This window comes from Frigoribacterium sp. ME-P-080, assembly GCF_030209595.1.
Lineage (GTDB): Bacteria > Actinomycetota > Actinomycetes > Actinomycetales > Microbacteriaceae > Frigoribacterium.
The window spans coordinates 81,306-96,808 of record NZ_JARVRR010000006.1; the positions used below are offsets into that span (position 1 = coordinate 81,306).

The following is a 15,503-nucleotide window of genomic DNA, read 5'->3' on the forward strand; positions in this document are numbered from 1 at the left end:
GTCACCTCCTGCGCGTGCACGGCACCCCGGGCGGTCTGACGGGGGCCGTCGATAGACTCCCCCGCAACGAGCGAGGGGAGCGTCGTGAGCACGAGATCCACGACCGGCCGACGACCGACGAGACGAACGGTGGCCGCCGTCGCCGCGGCGGTCCTGGCCGTGGTCGGCACGGTCGCCTTCGGTGCGGTCCCGGCCCAGGCCGTCGAACCGGTCGAGTTCTCGGGCGCCTACGTGGTCGACCAGGCCGACGTGCTGTCGAGCGCGGACGAGGCCGAGGTGACCGACGCACTCGACCGGCTCGCGACCGACACCGGCGTCAACCTCTTCGTCGTCTACGTCGACTCCTTCTCCTCGCCTTCCGACCGCACGGCCTGGGGCGAGGCGACGGCGTCCCTGAACCAACTGGGTGCGAACGACGTGCTGCTCTCGGTGGCGGTCGACGACCAGTTCTACGACCTCTCGGCCGACACGTCCGTGATCTCGGAATCGGACCGGCAGGCGCTGCAGACCGACGTCGTCGTGCCCGAGCTGCGTGACGGCGACTGGGCCGGTGCCGCCGTCGCCCTGGCCGACGGCATCCGCAGCGACGAGGCCGGGCCCGACCTCAGCTGGGTGCTCTGGGCGCTGCTCGTGCTGGTCCTCGTCGCGGCGGCCGTCGCCGTCGTCGTCGTGGTCCGCCGGGCACGACGTCGACGCAGCGAGTCCGACGCGCAGGAGGCCCGCCAGGACGAACTCGACAAGCGTGCCGCACGGGTGCTGGTCGCCCTCGACGACGAGTTGACCGCGGGCGCTCACGAGGTCGGTTTCGCGGCGGCACAGTTCGGCGACGACGCGGCCCGACCGTTCGCCGAAGCACTCGACGCGGCCCGGGTGCACGCCCGCGAGGCGTTCGCCCTGCAGCAGAAGCTGGACGACTCCGTCCCCGACTCCTCCGAACAACGCCGCGAGTGGACCACCCGCATCATCGAGTTGTGCGAGGCGGCCGACGCGTCGCTCGCCGAGCAGTCCGCCGCGTTCGACGAGCTGCGTGAGGCCGAGGGGCGGGCACCGAGCGACGTGGCGGCCCTCCCCGGCGAGGTCGCGACCCGACGAGCCCGGCTCGCCTCGGCCCGCACCGTCATCGGCGAGCTGACCACGATCTACTCGGCGCAGGCGGTCGCGTCGATCGACCAGAACGACGACCAGGCCGACCGTCTGCTCGAGTTCGCCGACGAGAGGACCGGCACGGCGGCGACCGCGCTGGCGTCGTCCTCCACCTCGGAGGCCGTCGTCGCCGTCCGGGAGGCCCGTCAGGCCCTGGCGCAGGTCGACCAGCTGCTCAGCGCGGTCGACGGGGCCGCCGAGTCGCTGCGGACGGCGGGCAGCACCATCTCGGCCATGACCCTCGACCTGCGGCAGGACATCGCGACGGCCGAGGGGCTGCCCGACGGTTCGGCCCCGCAGGGCGTCGACGTCGCCGGTTCCGTCTCGGCCGCACGGGCCTCCGTCGCGCTGGCCGAGACGACGACCGACGACCCGCTCGCCGTCGTCGCCTCGCTCGGTGCTGCCAACGACCGCATCGACCAGGTGCTGGCGGCCGTGCGCGAAGACTCCGAGAAGCAGCGCCGGGCCCAGGCGGCCCTCGACCAGGCGCTGCTGACCGCGCGGAGTCAGATCAGCGCCACCCGCGACTTCATCGAGACCCGTCGCGGCGCCATCGGCCCGCAGCCGCGCACCCGGTTGTCCGAGGCCGAACGTCACCTGGCCACCGCGGTGTCGCTCGCGACGTCCGACCGCGACGCCGCCCTGTTCGAGGCCCACCAGGCCGTCCAGTTGTCGCAGGCTGCAGCCGCCGGTGCCGAGGCCGAGGTCTCGTCCTACCAGCAGGCGAGCCCGTTCGGCGGCGGAGTCGGCACGCGGGGGTCGGCCGGGGCCGATCTCGGCGGCATCGTCACCGGCATGCTGCTCGGTGGTCTCTTCAGCGGGGGTGGCGGCGGCTTCGGCGGTGGCGGCGGAGGCTTCGGCGGGGGTGGCGGCGGCTTCGGTGGGGGCGGTGGCTTCGGCGGCGGGGGTGGCGGCGGAGGCGGCCGCAGCTCGGGCGGCGGACGGTTCTAGGGCCCGCCCGTCACGGTCCACGCCCCGTTCCGCCCCATCCGCCCCCCTCCGCCCCGAGACAGCAGCACGACCGACAAGACGAGCACCACTCCACGGCACCACCTCTCGAAAGGACGCACCATGGCAAAGCAGTCGATCTTCGGACGCATCGCGCAACTGACCCGCGCGAACATCAACAGCCTGCTCGACCAGGCCGAGGACCCCAGCAAGATGCTGGACCAGATGGTCCGCGACTACACCAACAGCATCGCCGAGGCCGAGGAAGCCGTCGCGACCACCATCGGCAACCTGCGCCTCCTCGAGCAGGACCACGCCGAGGACGTCGCCGCCGCAGCGGACTGGGAGCGCAAGGCCCTCGCGGCGAGCAACAAGGCCGACGAGCTGCGCTCGTCGGGCAACACGGTCGACGCCGACAAGTTCGACGCCCTCGCTCGCGTGGCCCTCGGCAAGCAGCTGCAGAGCGAGAAGGAGGCGAAGACGGCGGAGCCGCAGATCGCCTCCCAGACGGACGTCGTCGACAAGCTCAAGACGGGGCTGAGCGGCATGCGGTCCAAGCTCGACCAGCTCGCCGCCAAGCGCGACGAACTGAACGCGCGCTCGAAGACCGTCGAGGCCCAGACCAAGGTCGCCGACGCCGTCCAGAGCATCGACATCCTCGACCCGACGAGCGAGATCAGCCGCTTCGAGGACAAGGTCCGCCGCGAGGAGGCCAAGATGCTCGGTCGTCAAGAGCTCGCGGCCTCGAGCCTCGACGCCCAGTTCGAAGGTCTCGACGACCTCGGGGAGCAGACCGAGGTCGACGCCCGCCTCGCCGCCCTCAAGCTCGGCGCGCTCGACAAGTGAGCCAGCCGCCGCCCGTCACGCCTGCGCCGGTGGACGTCCCGCCGGTGCAGGCGCGCCGGGTGGCACCCCGCCTGATGGGCGTCGACGTCGCCCGCGGCCTCGCCGTGTTCGGCATGTTCGCCGCCCACATGTGGCCTCGGCCGCTGCTCGACGAGCGCGTCTTCGACGGGCGGTCGGCGATCCTGTTCGCGACCCTCGCCGGCGTCTCGCTCGGTCTGATGTCGGGAGGCGCCCGGCCGACGCCCCGCGGCGGTCGAGGGCGGGTCGTCGGCGGGATCGCCATCCGGGCGGGCCTCCTCGTCGTGCTGGGCCTCGCGTTGCAGGCCTGGAACCCCTACCTCCTGGTGATCCTGCCCTACTACGGCGTGATGTTCGTCCTGGCACTGGGTCTGCTCTTCGCCCCCCGGGCCGTACTGTTGGCGGCCGCCGCCCTGCTCGCCGTCGTGGCCCCGTGGCTGGCCTCGTCCGTCCCCGTCGACGCCTACGGCGACACCGCGGTGTCCGGCGCCGCCGGCCTGGCGACCCAGGCCCTGCTCGTCGGCGCCTACCCGGCGCTGGTCTGGACGCCCTTCCTGCTCGTCGGTCTCGTCGCGGCTCGTTCCGACCTGATCCGCACCCGGACCCAGGTCACGCTGATCGTCGCCGGGACGTCGGCCGCGATCGTGGGGTACGCGGCGCGGTTCCTGCCCGGCGCCTCCTCGATCCCCTGGTTCGACCCGGCCGACCACGAAGGCATGCCTGCCGAGATCGTCGGCTCGGGCGGCGTCGCCGCCGCCGTGCTCGGACTGCTCCTGCTCGCCACCACCCCGCGTCGTCCCGTGACGCCCCAGGGTCGCGGACGAGGAGGCGCGGCTGCGGTCGTCCGCACCGTCCTCCGACCCCTCGCGGCCACGGGCGCGCAACCGCTCACCGTCTACACGGCCCACGTGCTGATCACCGCGCCGCTGTTCACCGTGTACCGGTTGTCCGACCCTGCCGCCGCCTACGGCCTGCCCCTGGGCCACCTGGTCGTCGCCGTCGTCCTCACGCTCGTCTACGCCACCCTCTGGCAACGGTACGTCGGGCGCGGGCCGCTGGAGCGCGCCGTCGGGGCGCTGAGTCGTCCCTGGGCCTGGAGCACGGGCCCCCGCCCGTGACAGACTGACGCGCGTGAGGTTCGTCGTGGTTCCACAGTGGCAGGGTTCTCCGTCGTCGCGCGCCATGCGGCTCGCCGAGGGTGCGTACGCCGTCCTCGGAGACCTGCCGTCGACGGCCACCACCCTGGTCGAGGTCCCGGTGGGTGCGGGCGACTCGCTCGGCACGCGGGTGCACCGGCTCTCGTCGGTGCTCACCATCGCCGAGTCGGTCGGACGCGAGCTGCGGGCCGACGACTCCCCCGCGATCGTGGTGGGCGGCGACTGCGGCGTCGAGTTCGCCGCGGTCCGCCACGCGGTCACCCCCCGCACCGCCGTGGTCTGGTTCGACGCGCACCCCGACCTCCACAGCCCGCGCAGCAGCGAGAGCGGTGCCTTCAGCGGCATGGTGCTGCGGGCCCTGATCGGTGACGCCACCGAGGACCTCCCGACCATCGGCCCCGGTCCGACGCCCGAACCGCTCGACCCCGCCCGGGTCGTGCTCGCCGGGGCTCGCAGCTACGACGACGCGGAAGACCGCTACATCGAGAGCCGCCACGTCCCCACGGTGTCGTCGCTGGACTTCGACCCGGCCGAGGTGGTCGCCGCCGTCGAGGCGTCCGGCGCCACCGAGGTGTACCTCCACGTCGACCTCGACGTGCTGGACCCGGGGGTGATCGAGGGCCTCCTCGACCCCCAGCCGTTCGGTCTCGAGCTCGGGGTGTTGATCGAGACGATCACGGCCCTGAAAGAGCGCTTCTCCCTGGTCGGCGCGGGCCTGTGCTCGTTCGCGCCGGTCGACGCCGAGGCCGCCTCCGACGACATGGGCCCGATCCTGCGCATCCTCGGAGCCCTGTCCCGATGAGCGCGGGCCCCCCGAGCGCCGCCCCGGCCGACCCCGCCGCCTCCGCCGCCGACCGTCCGCGCGTCACGGTGGAGCGGGACGGCCACGTGCTGCTGATCGGCCTCGACCGGCCCGAGAAGCGCAACGCGGCCGACCTGCGGATGCTGCGCGAACTGGCCCTGGCCTACGGCGAACTCGACCGCGACCCCGACCTGTGGGTGGGACTGCTCTTCGCCCACGGCGACCACTTCACGGCGGGACTCGACCTCGGCGACGTCGTGCCCGCGGTCACCGCGGAGGGCCTCGACGTGGTCCCCGAGGGTGGCCTCGATCCGTGGCAGGTCCACGGTCGCCAGGTGGGCAAGCCCGTGGTGATGGCCGTGCAGGGCACCTGCTTGACCCTCGGGGTCGAGCTCGCCCTGGCGAGCGACGTCGTGGTGGCGAGCAGGGACGCCCGCTTCGGTCAGATCGAGGTGAGCCGCGCCATCCTCCCCTTCGGTGGCGCGACGATTCGCCTCCCCCGCCGGGTCGGTTGGGGCGACGCCATGCGGTACCTGCTGACCGGCGACCTCCTCGACGCCGAGGAGGCGCGGCGCATCGGACTCGTGCAGGACCTGGTGGACGTCGGGTCGGCATTCGACCACGCCCTCGACCTCGCCCGTCGCATCGCCGCCCAGGCACCCATGGCCGTGCAGGCCACCCTGGCGAACGCCCGGCTCGCAGTGCGTGACGGCGACGCCGCGGCCGAGGCCCGCCTGCAGCCCGAGCTCGTGCGGCTGCTCGCCTCGGACGACGCCCGGATCGGGTTCGAGGCCTTCGTCTCGCGGACCGCCGCCGAGTTCACGGGACGCTGACCGCGCCTCCTCGGTCGTGGGCACACGAAAGAGCCCGCCCACCCCGAGGGGTGGACGGGCCCGAGAACGAGGCGGATCGGCCTACTTGAAGACGTCCTTGACGTCTTCGCCGACCTTCTTGGCGGAGGCACCGGCCTGGTCCTTCTGACCTTCGGCCTTCAGCTCGTCGTCGCCCTTGCGGTCGCCGAGAGCTTCTTTCGCCTTGCCGGCGATGTCCTGAGCGGCGTTCTTGATCTTGTCGTCGAGTCCCATGTGTGCCTCCTCGTAGGTTGACGCGCTCCCCCGCAACGATCGCGATGGTGCGCTGATGTGAGGGACGCTACCCGTGCCTCCCGGATCTCGCTCGTGCCGTTCAGGAAAGACCCAGCAGGGTTTCACGAAACGGCCACGCCCGCCCGGGGACCCGCCTGAGAACGCCGGGCCCCGGGCGACTAGCGTCGGGGCCATGACGACTTATGACCTCATCGTGATCGGAGCCGGCGCTGTCGGCGAGAACGTGGCCGACTACGCCACCCGCAACGGGCTCAAGGTGGGGCTCGTGGAAGCCGAGCTCGTCGGGGGCGAGTGTTCGTACTGGGCCTGCATGCCGTCGAAGGCGCTGCTCCGCTCGAGCGCGGTCGTCCGTGCGGCGAAGTCGCTCGACGGGGCCAAGCAGGCCGTGACCGGTGACGTCGACGTCGCCGCCGTGCTGCGTCGCCGCGACTCGTTCACCAGCAACTGGGACGACTCGGGCCAGGCCGACTGGGTCGAGGGCGCCGGCATCGACCTGATCCGCGGGCACGCCACCATCACCGGCGTCAAGGAGGTGACGGTGAACGGCGAGGTGCACCACGCGACGTACGCCGTCGCCGCGGTGACCGGTTCGTCGGCGCTCCTGCCCGACATCCCCGGCCTCGCCGAGGCGAAGCCCTGGACCAGCCGTGAGGCCACGAGCGTCGAGTCGATGCCGCAGAGCGTCGTCATCGTCGGCGGTGGCGTCGTCGCCGCCGAGATGGCCACGGCGTACCAGCAGCTCGGCTCGACCGTCACCCTGATCGCCCGCAGTGGTCTGCTGGGTGGCCAGGAGCCCTTCGCCGGCGAACTCGTGGCCGACTCGCTGAGGGGTCTCGGCGTCGACGTGCGCCTCGGGGCCTCGCCCTCGACCGTGCTGCGCACCGAGCACGACACGGTCGAGGTCACCCTCGACGACGACTCCACGGTCGTCGCCGACGAGATCATCGTCGCGACCGGCCGTGTCCCCCGCACCTCCGACCTCGGCCTCGAGAACGTCGGGCTCACCCCGGGCGACTGGCTCGACGTCGACGACACCATGCTCGTCAAGGGCACCGACTGGCTCTACGGCGTCGGCGACGTCAACCACCGCGCCCTGCTCACCCACCAGGGCAAGTACCAGGCCCGCGCCGCCGGCGAGGTCATCGCCGCCCGCGCCTTCGGAAAGCCCGTGCACGCCGAGCCGTGGGGTGCACACGTCGCGACCGCCGACGACGCGGCAGTGCCGCAGGTCACCTTCACCGACCCCGAGGTCGCGAGGGTCGGCCTCACGGCCGACGCCGCCGGCAAGCGAGGCATCGACGTCAAGGTCGTGGACTACGACCTCGCCGCGGTCGCCGGTTCGGCGATCCACTCGGACGAGTACAAGGGCCAGGCGCGGCTGGTCGTCGACGAGTCCCGCGGGGTGATCGTGGGCGCGACCTTCGTCGGCCCGGACGTCAGCGACCTGCTGCACGCCGCCACGATCGCCGTCGTCGCCGAGGTGCCGATCGACCGGCTGTGGCACGCCGTCCCGTCGTACCCGACGGTGAGCGAAGTCTGGCTGCGCCTGCTCGACGCCTACGGCCGTCCGTGAAGAACCCCCTGCTCGACTCCCCGATCTCGAGACTCGGCTGCGCCTGGGCGACGGCCGTCGGTCTCGCGGTCGGGGTGCCGCTCAGCGTGGGGCGGGTCCGCATGGTCGGTGACCTGATCGTGTGCAGCGGCCTGCCCCGCTGGGCGTTCAAGCGGGGAGGCACCTGTGTCGGTCGGGTCTACCTGACCCGGGACAACGACGGGCCACGCGTCCTCGAACACGAGGCCGTGCACGTCCGTCAGTGGCAGAGGTACGGCATGCTGATGCCCGTACTGTACTTCCTGGCCGGCAGCGACCCGCTGTCGAACAGATTCGAGATCGAGGCCGGCCTCGAGAAGGGCGGATATCGATGACCCGCACCGTGATCATCACCGGGGCGAGCAGCGGCATCGGCCGCGAGGCCGCCCGCGAACTCGCGAAGGGCGGCGCCGAGATCGGCGTCGTCGGACGCAACCCGGAACGCACCCAGGCGGTCGCCGACGAGGTGGGCGGGACGGCCTTCCTGGTCGACTACGACCGGCTCGACGACGTCCGGTCGTTGGCCGACCGGTTGCTGGAGCGCTATCCCCGCATCGACGCCCTCGCCAACAACGCCGGAGGTCTCGTCAGCGAACGAGGCCTCACCGCGGACGGGTTCGAGCGCACCCTCCAGTCGAACCACCTCGCACCGTTCCTCCTGACCAGGCTCCTCCTGCCCCGCCTCGTCGAGAGCGGTGGCCGGGTCGTGTCGACGGCCAGCGCGGCCAACCTGCTCGGGCACGTCCGACTCGACGACCTCAACTGGTCGAAGCGTCGATGGGCCGGGGGCTGGCGTCAGTACGGCACGACCAAGATCGAGACCGTCCTGTTCATCCGTGAACTGGCGAAGCGCACGGGCCTCGACGCGTTCTCGTTCCACCCGGGCATCGTGATGACCGGCTTCGGCTCGGATTCACGCTCGATGCGGGTCGCGAACGTCCTGACCAACGGCAACTACGGCATCTCGGCGTCGGCCGGCGCCGTGCCGTTGATCCAGCTCGCCGGGCCCACGACGATCTCGGTCGAGAGCGGCACCTACTTCGACCAGCTGTCGCCGCACGGTCGCCTGCACCGTCAGGCCACCGATCCCCTGCTCGCCGAGGCCCTCTGGGAGCGCACCTCCGAGCTCGTCGGTGTGCCCGCCGAGGTCTAGGCGCGACCACGATACGAGACGAAGGAGGCGCGACCGACGTGGTCGCGCCTCCTTCGTCGTCGAGGGCCTCGCCTCAGGACTCGGACTTGCCGACCCGCCAGTAGCCCATGAAGGCGACCTGGCGCCGGTCGATGCCGACCTCGCTGACGAGGAAGCGTCGGAGCGTCTTGATCGCCCCCGCCTCGCCGGCGAACCAGGCGTACAGGTCGGAGCTGACGGCGGTGCCGCGCGGATCGTCGCCCTGCGGGACGTCCCAGAGGATGTCGTGCTCGATGTCGACCTCGCTCACCTCGACGCCGTGGTGCCAGGCGGTCACGTAGCGGGCGGTCCAGCGGCGGACGGCGACCACCAGGGCCTCGCCGTGACCGGACGTGGCGTCTCGCCTCGGCAGCCAGTGGACGTCGACCCCGGGAGGCGCGACGAGGTCGAGCTCGTCGGCCGCGGTCGGGATCTCGATGAAGACGCACCCCCGGGCGTCGGCCGGCAGGGCCTCGACGATGGAGCAGATGGCCGGGGCCGCCGTCTCGTCGCCGGCCAGCAGCACGGTGCGCGCGTCACCCGGTGACCACTCGACGCCGCTGCCGGTGACGCCGCTCGTCGCGTCGGGCCCGATCAGCATGAGCTCGTCACCGACGCGCGCGCGCCCGGCCCAGGCCGATGCGGGGCCGGTGTCGCCGTGGCAGACGAAGTCGACGTCGACCTCGCGCCGCTCGGGGCGGGCGGCCCGGGCCGTGTAGGTGCGGAAGGCGTTCTGCTGCTCGGGCGGCAGGGCGCGCCACGAGGCGTACCAGTCGTCGGTCGGGAACGTGTCGTAGCCGGTGGCCTCGAGGGGCAGGACGACCTTGATGCGCTGGTCGAGGCCGTCGACGCCGAAGTCGCCCAGGTCGTCACCGGTGAACGTGATGCGCACGAACGACGGAGCGAGGCGACGCACGGCCGCGACCCGGACGCGGTAGGGGCGGTGGGCCGGCTTCGCCGGCCGTTCGACGGTGGCGGCGGACGTGGACGTGCCCGGGGACGTGATCGTCATCGAGGGAGCCGGTCAGGCCGCGGCGGGGGTGCCGACGTGGAAGAGCTGGTGCAGGTCGTGCCGCAGGTCGTAGGCGAACGAGGGCGGGCCGCCGATCCAGACGACGTGGTCACCCGTCGCGACGGTCTCGGGTTCGACGTACATCTCGCCGAGCCACGCACGGACCGCCCGCTCGAGGGCCTGGCCGGGGGCGCAGGCCGTGCCGGTGCCGGGCACGCCCGAGCGGCGGTCCCGGGCGAGCCAGGTGACCGTGACGCGACCCGGCGAGGCGAGCGGCACGACGTCGGCAGCGCTCTCGACCTCGACGAACACCTGGCCCCTCGCGCAGATCGGCAGGACCGAGAGCATCTCTCGCAGGACGGGGATCGAGGTCGCGTCGGCGGCGAACAGGACGCGCAGGGCGTCGTGCGGCAGGGGCGGGTTCTGGTCTACGAGGAGCATGACCCCTTCAATATAGGTAAGGCTTGCCTCATCCGCCACACGGGTCTCTCGATTGACAGCGACCTCGCTGCCGTGATGGTAAGTTCTGACGGGTTCGGGAGTCCGTCAGCGACGCCCGGCGCAAGGGGCCGTGCCGTGTCCGACAGCAACACGGTGACGGATCGCGTGGACCGGTTCAGCAGCGACCGGGACTCCCCCGCCGAACGACCGAGGGGCTCTCCCGCGCCCCCGGTCCCCCGTCGCCGTGGACGATCCGCCACGGCCATCCCCGGAAGGCCCCACCAGGTGCGCACCCTCCCCCTCTCCGCCGCCGTCGCCGCGCTGTTGCTGCTCGCGACGGGTTGCTCGTCCGCCTCGTCCCCCGACGGGTCGGGCACCCCCGACCCCGACGCGACCGTCACGGTCGGCCTCGTGCTCGAGCCGAGCGACCTCGACATCCGCACCACGGCCGGCATCGCGCTCGACCAGGTGCTGATCGACAACGTCTACCAGGGCCTCGTCGGCCGCACGCAGGACAACGGGATCCGCGACGTGTTGGCCGCGAGCCACACGGTCAGCGACGACGGCCTGACCTACACGTTCACGCTGCACGACGGCGTGACCTTCCACGACGGGGCCGCGATGACGGCCGACGACGTCGTCTGGTCGCTGTCCCAGGTCAAGGACGACGCCTCGCTCGCGAGCCATTCCGACCTCGCCGCGGTCTCGACCATCACGGCGCCCGCCGCCGACACCGTCGTGCTGACGCTCTCGCGACCCGACTCGTCCCTGCTGTTCGACCTCACCGGTCGCGCGGGCCTCGTGCTCCAGCAGTCCGCGACGAACGACCTCTCGACGACGGCGAACGGCACCGGCCCCTTCGAGCTGACGAGCTGGCGACAGGGCGACAACCTGCAGCTCGGGCGCTTCGACGACTACTGGGGCACCCCGGCGAAGGTCGCGGGCGTGACCTTCCGCTACGTGATCGACCCGTCCGCGGCGATCAACGCCTCGATCTCGGGTGACGTCGACGTGCAGACCGCGGTCGACGCGACCCTGTCGACCCAGCTCGACGGCGTGGACGGCATCACCCTCGAGAAGGGCAAGACGACCGACAAGTACACCCTCGCGTTCAACAACGCCGTCGCCCCCTTCACCGACGCCAAGGTCCGCAAGGCCCTGCGCCTCGCGATCGACAACGATGCCCTGATCGCCGCCGTCGGCGGGTCGGCGGTGGACCAGGGGGGCCCGATCCCCGAGCTCGACCCCGGCTACGAGGACCTCACGAGCGTCGACTCCTACGACCCCGACGAGGCGAAGGGCCTGCTGGCCGAGGCCGGTCACGACGGTGACCTCTCGCTCACCCTCGAGTACCCCAACGTCTACCCGGCCGCCATCGGCGACGTGCTGACCACGCAACTCAAGGCGGTCGGCGTCACGTTGACGGTGCAGCAGGTCGACTTCAGCACCTGGCTCGACGACGTCTACGTGAACAAGGACTTCGAGCTCAGCATGGTCAACCACGCCGAGACGCACGACTTCGCGAACTGGGCGAACCCGGACTACTACTGGGGCTACGACAGCGCCCCCGTGCAACAGCTCTACGCCGAGTCGATCGCGGCGACCGACCCGGAGGTGGCCGACGAGAAGCTCGCCGAGGCGGCGACGATCGTCTCGGACGACGCACCGGCCGAATGGCTCTACACGGCCACGACGCTGACGGCGATCCACGACGGCGTCACCGGCTTCCCGACGAGCTCGACCACGACCCGCCTCGACCTGGCTGACCTGGCCACGACGGAGTGACCCGCTTCGTCGTCGGCCGCCTGCTCCTCTTCGTCGGGGGGCTGGCCGTCGCCAGCGTGCTGATCTTCGCGACGCTGCGGTTGCTGCCGGGCGACGTCGCCCAGGCGATCGCCGGCACGACCGGCTCACCCGAGCAGGTCGCCGCCCTCCGTCAGCAGCTCGGCCTCGATCGTCCCGTCGTCGTGCAGTACCTCGACTGGGCCGGCGGGCTGCTGAGGCTCGACCTGGGCGAATCGCTCGTCACGGGGACGCCGGTGGTCGACGAGGTGCTCGACAAGCTGGCCGTCACCCTGCCGCTCGCGGGGCTGTCCCTGGTCTTCGGATTGCTGATCGGCATCCCGCTCGGCGTGACGAGCGCGCTCCGCCGTGGCCGCGCCTCCGGGGTCGTCCTCGGCACCGGGGCCCAGCTGCTCGCTGCCGTGCCGGTCGTCTGGGCGGGCATGCTGCTGATCGCCGTCTTCGCCGTGACGCTGCGGTTGCTGCCGACGCAGGGGTTCCCGGCCGACGGGTGGAGCGAGCCCGGGCGGGCCTTGCGCTCGCTCGTGCTGCCGGCCCTCACCATCGGCATCGTCGAGGGGGCCGTGTTGTTGCGCTTCACCCGGTCGGCGGCGCTCGGGGCCCTGGACCAGGACTACGTGCGGACGGCCGCCGCCAACGGCATGACCCGGTCGCGCGCCCTCGTGCGACACGGGCTGCCCAACGTGATGCTCAGCATCGTGTCGATCCTCGGCCTGCAGGTGGCGGGCCTCATCGTGTCGGCCGTCGTCGTCGAGCAGCTGTTCACGCTGCCCGGGCTCGGCCGCATGCTGGTGACCGACGTCGGCCGCCGCGACCTGACCAAGGTGCAGGGTGAACTGATGACATTGACCACGCTCGTGCTGTTCATCGGCCTCGTGATCGACGTCGTGCACCGGCGGCTCGACCCGCGCCTCCGCGAGGGCGACCGATGAGGCGCGGCGCGTTCGTCCGCGAGCTGCTGCGTCGACCGCAGGGCGCGTTCGGCGCCGGCTGGCTGACCCTGATCGTCCTGTCCGCCCTGGTCAGCCGGTTCTGGACCCCGCTCGACCCCTTCGACACCGACCCCTACTCGGCCTGGCTGACGCCCTCGCTCGGTCACCCCTTCGGCACCGACTCGATCGGCCGCGACATCTTCAGCTACGTCGTCGCGGCGACCGGAACGACGGTCGTGGTCGCCGTCGCCTCGGGCGTGGTCGCCACCGTGGTGGGGGTGGGGCTGGCCGCCCTCGGCTCGTTGACGTCCCGCTGGGTGCGCGAGTCGGTCGCCGTGCTGATCGACGTGCTCGTGGCGTTCCCGACGCTCCTGATCGCCATGGCCCTCGCGGCGGCGTTCGGCGGGTCCCTCACCGTCGTGGTCGTCGCCGTGGGGATCGGCTACGGCGTGACGATCGCCCGGGTCAGCCGGTCCGAGATCCGTCAGGTGGCGCGGACCGACTACGTGCTCGCCGCCCGGGCGAACGGGCTCGGCACCGGGGCCGTGCTGCGTCGCCACGTGCTGCCGAACATCGCGCCCGTCTTCGTCGTCCAGCTCTCGCTGTCGATGGCCACGAGCGTGCTCGCCGAGGCCGGACTGTCGTTCCTCGGCTACGGCGCCCCGGCCGACACCGCCTCGTGGGGGCGTCTGCTGAGCGACCTGCAGAAGTTCATCGGCGTGCACCCGGGGTCGGTCGTCTGGCCCGGGCTCGCCATCACGCTGACCGTCCTGGCGCTCAACCTGCTGGGCGACGCCGTGCGCGACGCCTCCGATCCCCGGTTGCGGTCCCGGCGGACGGGACGTGGCACCCCGGGCTCCCCCACGACGCCGGTTCCGTCCACCACTCGCCCGCGAGCCACCGCCCCGGGCGCCGCAGGCACCCCGACCACCCCGGGGGTCGTCTCGTGAGCCTGGTGATCGACGACCTCACGGTGACCGTCGGCGGCCGCCGGGTCGTCGACGGCCTCTCGCTCGACGTGCCCGACGGTGCGCGGGTCGGACTGATCGGCGAGTCCGGTTCGGGCAAGTCGATGACGACGCTGGCCGTGCTCGGCCTCCTGCCCGACGGCGCCCGCGCGACGGGCAGCATCCGGCTCGACGGACGCGAACTGCTCGGGGCGTCCGAGCGCGACCTCGCCGGCCTGCGCGGCCGCGTCGTCGGCACGGTCTTCCAGGACCCCCGCACGGCCCTCGACCCCGTCGTGACCGTCGGGCGACAGATCGCCGAGCCCCTCCGCCTGCACGGCCGCGTCGGTCGCCGGGACGCCCGCTCGCGAGCGGTGGCCGCGGCCGCCGAGGTCGGCCTGCCCGACCCCGAGACCGTCGTGGACCTCTACCCGCACCAGCTCTCGGGCGGTCAGCGGCAGCGCGTCGGCATCGCCATGGCGCTGATCAACCGGCCGGGGCTCGTCCTCGCCGACGAGCCGACCACCGCGCTGGACGTCACCACGCAGGCCGAGGTGCTCGCGCTCTTCCAGCGCCTGGTCGACGAGCAGCGGACGTCGCTGCTCTTCGTCACGCACGACCTCGCCGTGCTCTCGCGCATCACCGACCACGCGGCGGTGCTGTCGCACGGGCGCGTCGTCGAGCGGGGCCCCGTCGAGCAGCTGCTGCACCGCCCCGAGCACGAGGTCACCCGCGGGCTCGTCGAGGCCACGAGGGCGACGACCTGGAGGTCCTCGTGAGCGACGCGACCACCGCACCCGCGCCTCCTCTGCTCGTCGCCCGGGGCCTCACTCGCACCTTCACCCTGCCGCGCCGTTCGCCCTTCCGACCGGGCCCGGTGCGCCACGCTCTGGTCGACGCCGACCTCGAGGTCGCCGCCGGCGAGAGCGTCGCGCTGATCGGCGAGTCCGGCTCGGGCAAGTCCACGCTCGTGCGCCTGCTGCTGGCCCTCGACCGGGCCACGTCCGGCACGGTGACCTTCGACGGGCGCACGGTCGCCCCCGACCGCGCCTCGCGCCTGCGCTGGCTGCGGCGGCAGACGGGCATCGTCCTGCAGGACCCCTACGCCTCGCTGGACCCCCGCATGCGCGTGGGCGACACCGTGGCCGAGCCGCTGCGCGCCCTGCGCGTCGAGGGCGACCACGACCGCCTGGTGGCCGAGATGCTCGAACGGGTGGGCCTCTCGGCCCACGACGCCGAGGCCTGGCCCCACGAGTTCAGCGGGGGCCAACGGCAGCGCATCGCCCTGGCCCGGGCCCTCGTGCACCGGCCGCGGCTGTTGATCGGCGACGAGCCGATGAGTGCGCTCGACGTGACCGTGCGGGCGCAGATCCTCGACCTGCTGCGCGAGCTGCGCGACGAACGCGGGCTGTCGCTGCTGCTCGTGTCGCACGACATCGGACTCGTGCAGCACCTCGCCGACCGGGTCGCCGTGCTGCGAGACGGTCACATCGTCGAGCAGGGCCCCACCGACGACGTGCTGCGTCGGCCGCGGCACGACTACACGCGGACGCTGGTCGACTCGGTGCCGACGCTCGACTGAGCCC

General features: G+C 72.5%; 16 protein-coding genes. 13 read left to right on the forward strand and 3 right to left on the reverse strand.

Annotation, left to right across the window (positions count from 1 at the left end):
• Nucleotides 1-84: 84 nt before the first annotated feature.
• The 5 genes from QRN23_RS11695 (at nucleotide 85) to QRN23_RS11715 (ending at nucleotide 5,747) form a co-directional block, all read left to right on the forward strand.
• Nucleotides 85-2,094, forward strand: coding sequence for a TPM domain-containing protein (locus tag QRN23_RS11695; RefSeq protein WP_285063613.1), 2,010 nt, complete (start codon nucleotides 85-87; stop codon nucleotides 2,092-2,094).
• A gap of 120 nt (nucleotides 2,095-2,214) precedes the next feature.
• Complete coding sequence (locus tag QRN23_RS11700) at nucleotides 2,215-2,937, forward strand: PspA/IM30 family protein (RefSeq protein WP_123570253.1); 723 nt, start codon at nucleotides 2,215-2,217, stop codon at nucleotides 2,935-2,937.
• A gap of 59 nt (nucleotides 2,938-2,996) precedes the next feature.
• Nucleotides 2,997-4,073, forward strand: a complete 1,077-nt coding sequence (locus QRN23_RS11705; RefSeq protein ID WP_285063614.1) for a DUF418 domain-containing protein — start codon at nucleotides 2,997-2,999, stop codon at nucleotides 4,071-4,073.
• Between the two features lie 13 nt (nucleotides 4,074-4,086).
• The gene (locus QRN23_RS11710; RefSeq protein ID WP_307785086.1) at nucleotides 4,087-4,914 is read left to right on the forward strand and encodes an arginase family protein; all 828 of its coding nucleotides are present in this window, start codon (nucleotides 4,087-4,089) and stop codon (nucleotides 4,912-4,914) included.
• Nucleotides 4,911-5,747: a crotonase/enoyl-CoA hydratase family protein gene (locus tag QRN23_RS11715; RefSeq protein WP_285063615.1), complete on the forward strand. Its 837-nt coding sequence runs from the start codon at nucleotides 4,911-4,913 to the stop codon at nucleotides 5,745-5,747. The genes QRN23_RS11710 and QRN23_RS11715 overlap by 4 nt, the downstream gene beginning before the upstream one ends.
• 81 nt (nucleotides 5,748-5,828) lie before the next feature.
• On the opposite strand, the gene QRN23_RS11720 is transcribed toward QRN23_RS11715, so the two are convergent.
• Nucleotides 5,829-5,999, reverse strand: a complete 171-nt coding sequence (locus QRN23_RS11720; protein WP_043595102.1) for a CsbD family protein — start codon at nucleotides 5,997-5,999, stop codon at nucleotides 5,829-5,831.
• Nucleotides 6,000-6,192: 193 nt separating this feature from the next.
• Here QRN23_RS11720 and QRN23_RS11725 point away from each other — a divergent pair, with 193 nt between their 5' ends.
• The 3 genes from QRN23_RS11725 to QRN23_RS11735 are packed head-to-tail and all read left to right on the forward strand — an operon-like array spanning nucleotide 6,193 to nucleotide 8,764.
• Nucleotides 6,193-7,593, forward strand: coding sequence for a dihydrolipoyl dehydrogenase family protein (locus tag QRN23_RS11725; RefSeq protein WP_285063616.1), 1,401 nt, complete (start codon nucleotides 6,193-6,195; stop codon nucleotides 7,591-7,593).
• Nucleotides 7,590-7,946 (forward strand): Fe-S oxidoreductase, encoded by a 357-nt coding sequence (locus QRN23_RS11730; protein ID WP_235452555.1) that lies wholly within the window; start codon nucleotides 7,590-7,592, stop codon nucleotides 7,944-7,946. The genes QRN23_RS11725 and QRN23_RS11730 overlap by 4 nt, the downstream gene beginning before the upstream one ends.
• A complete protein-coding gene (locus QRN23_RS11735; protein ID WP_267658653.1) occupies nucleotides 7,943-8,764 on the forward strand; it encodes an SDR family NAD(P)-dependent oxidoreductase in 822 nt (273 codons plus the stop codon). Before QRN23_RS11730 ends, QRN23_RS11735 begins: the two co-directional genes overlap by 4 nt.
• 73 nt (nucleotides 8,765-8,837) lie before the next feature.
• Here QRN23_RS11735 and QRN23_RS11740 read toward each other — a convergent pair whose 3' ends face one another.
• Both QRN23_RS11740 and QRN23_RS11745 read right to left on the reverse strand, forming a co-directional pair.
• Entirely contained in the window at nucleotides 8,838-9,794 is a 957-nt protein-coding gene (locus QRN23_RS11740; RefSeq protein WP_285063617.1) for a siderophore-interacting protein, read from the reverse strand.
• A 12-nt stretch (nucleotides 9,795-9,806) separates the two neighbouring features.
• Complete coding sequence (locus QRN23_RS11745) at nucleotides 9,807-10,235, reverse strand: SIP domain-containing protein (RefSeq protein WP_123570261.1); 429 nt, start codon at nucleotides 10,233-10,235, stop codon at nucleotides 9,807-9,809.
• 285 nt (nucleotides 10,236-10,520) lie between these two features.
• On the opposite strand from QRN23_RS11745, the gene QRN23_RS11750 reads away from it, so the two are divergent.
• Genes QRN23_RS11750 through QRN23_RS11770 form a run of 5 tightly spaced genes read left to right on the forward strand, consistent with a single transcriptional unit; the run spans nucleotide 10,521 to nucleotide 15,499 of the window.
• Complete coding sequence (locus tag QRN23_RS11750) at nucleotides 10,521-12,020, forward strand: ABC transporter substrate-binding protein (RefSeq protein ID WP_285063619.1); 1,500 nt, start codon at nucleotides 10,521-10,523, stop codon at nucleotides 12,018-12,020.
• Nucleotides 12,017-12,970: an ABC transporter permease gene (locus QRN23_RS11755; protein ID WP_277960118.1), complete on the forward strand. Its 954-nt coding sequence runs from the start codon at nucleotides 12,017-12,019 to the stop codon at nucleotides 12,968-12,970. Before QRN23_RS11750 ends, QRN23_RS11755 begins: the two co-directional genes overlap by 4 nt.
• On the forward strand, nucleotides 12,967-13,920 hold the full coding sequence (locus tag QRN23_RS11760; RefSeq protein WP_056045982.1) for an ABC transporter permease: 954 nt from the start codon (nucleotides 12,967-12,969) through the stop codon (nucleotides 13,918-13,920). The genes QRN23_RS11755 and QRN23_RS11760 overlap by 4 nt, the downstream gene beginning before the upstream one ends.
• Nucleotides 13,917-14,696, forward strand: a complete 780-nt coding sequence (locus QRN23_RS11765) for an ABC transporter ATP-binding protein (protein WP_285063620.1) — start codon at nucleotides 13,917-13,919, stop codon at nucleotides 14,694-14,696. The genes QRN23_RS11760 and QRN23_RS11765 overlap by 4 nt, the downstream gene beginning before the upstream one ends.
• Nucleotides 14,693-15,499, forward strand: a complete 807-nt coding sequence (locus QRN23_RS11770; RefSeq protein WP_285063621.1) for an ABC transporter ATP-binding protein — start codon at nucleotides 14,693-14,695, stop codon at nucleotides 15,497-15,499. The genes QRN23_RS11765 and QRN23_RS11770 overlap by 4 nt, the downstream gene beginning before the upstream one ends.
• The last annotated feature ends 4 nt before the right edge of the window (nucleotides 15,500-15,503 follow it).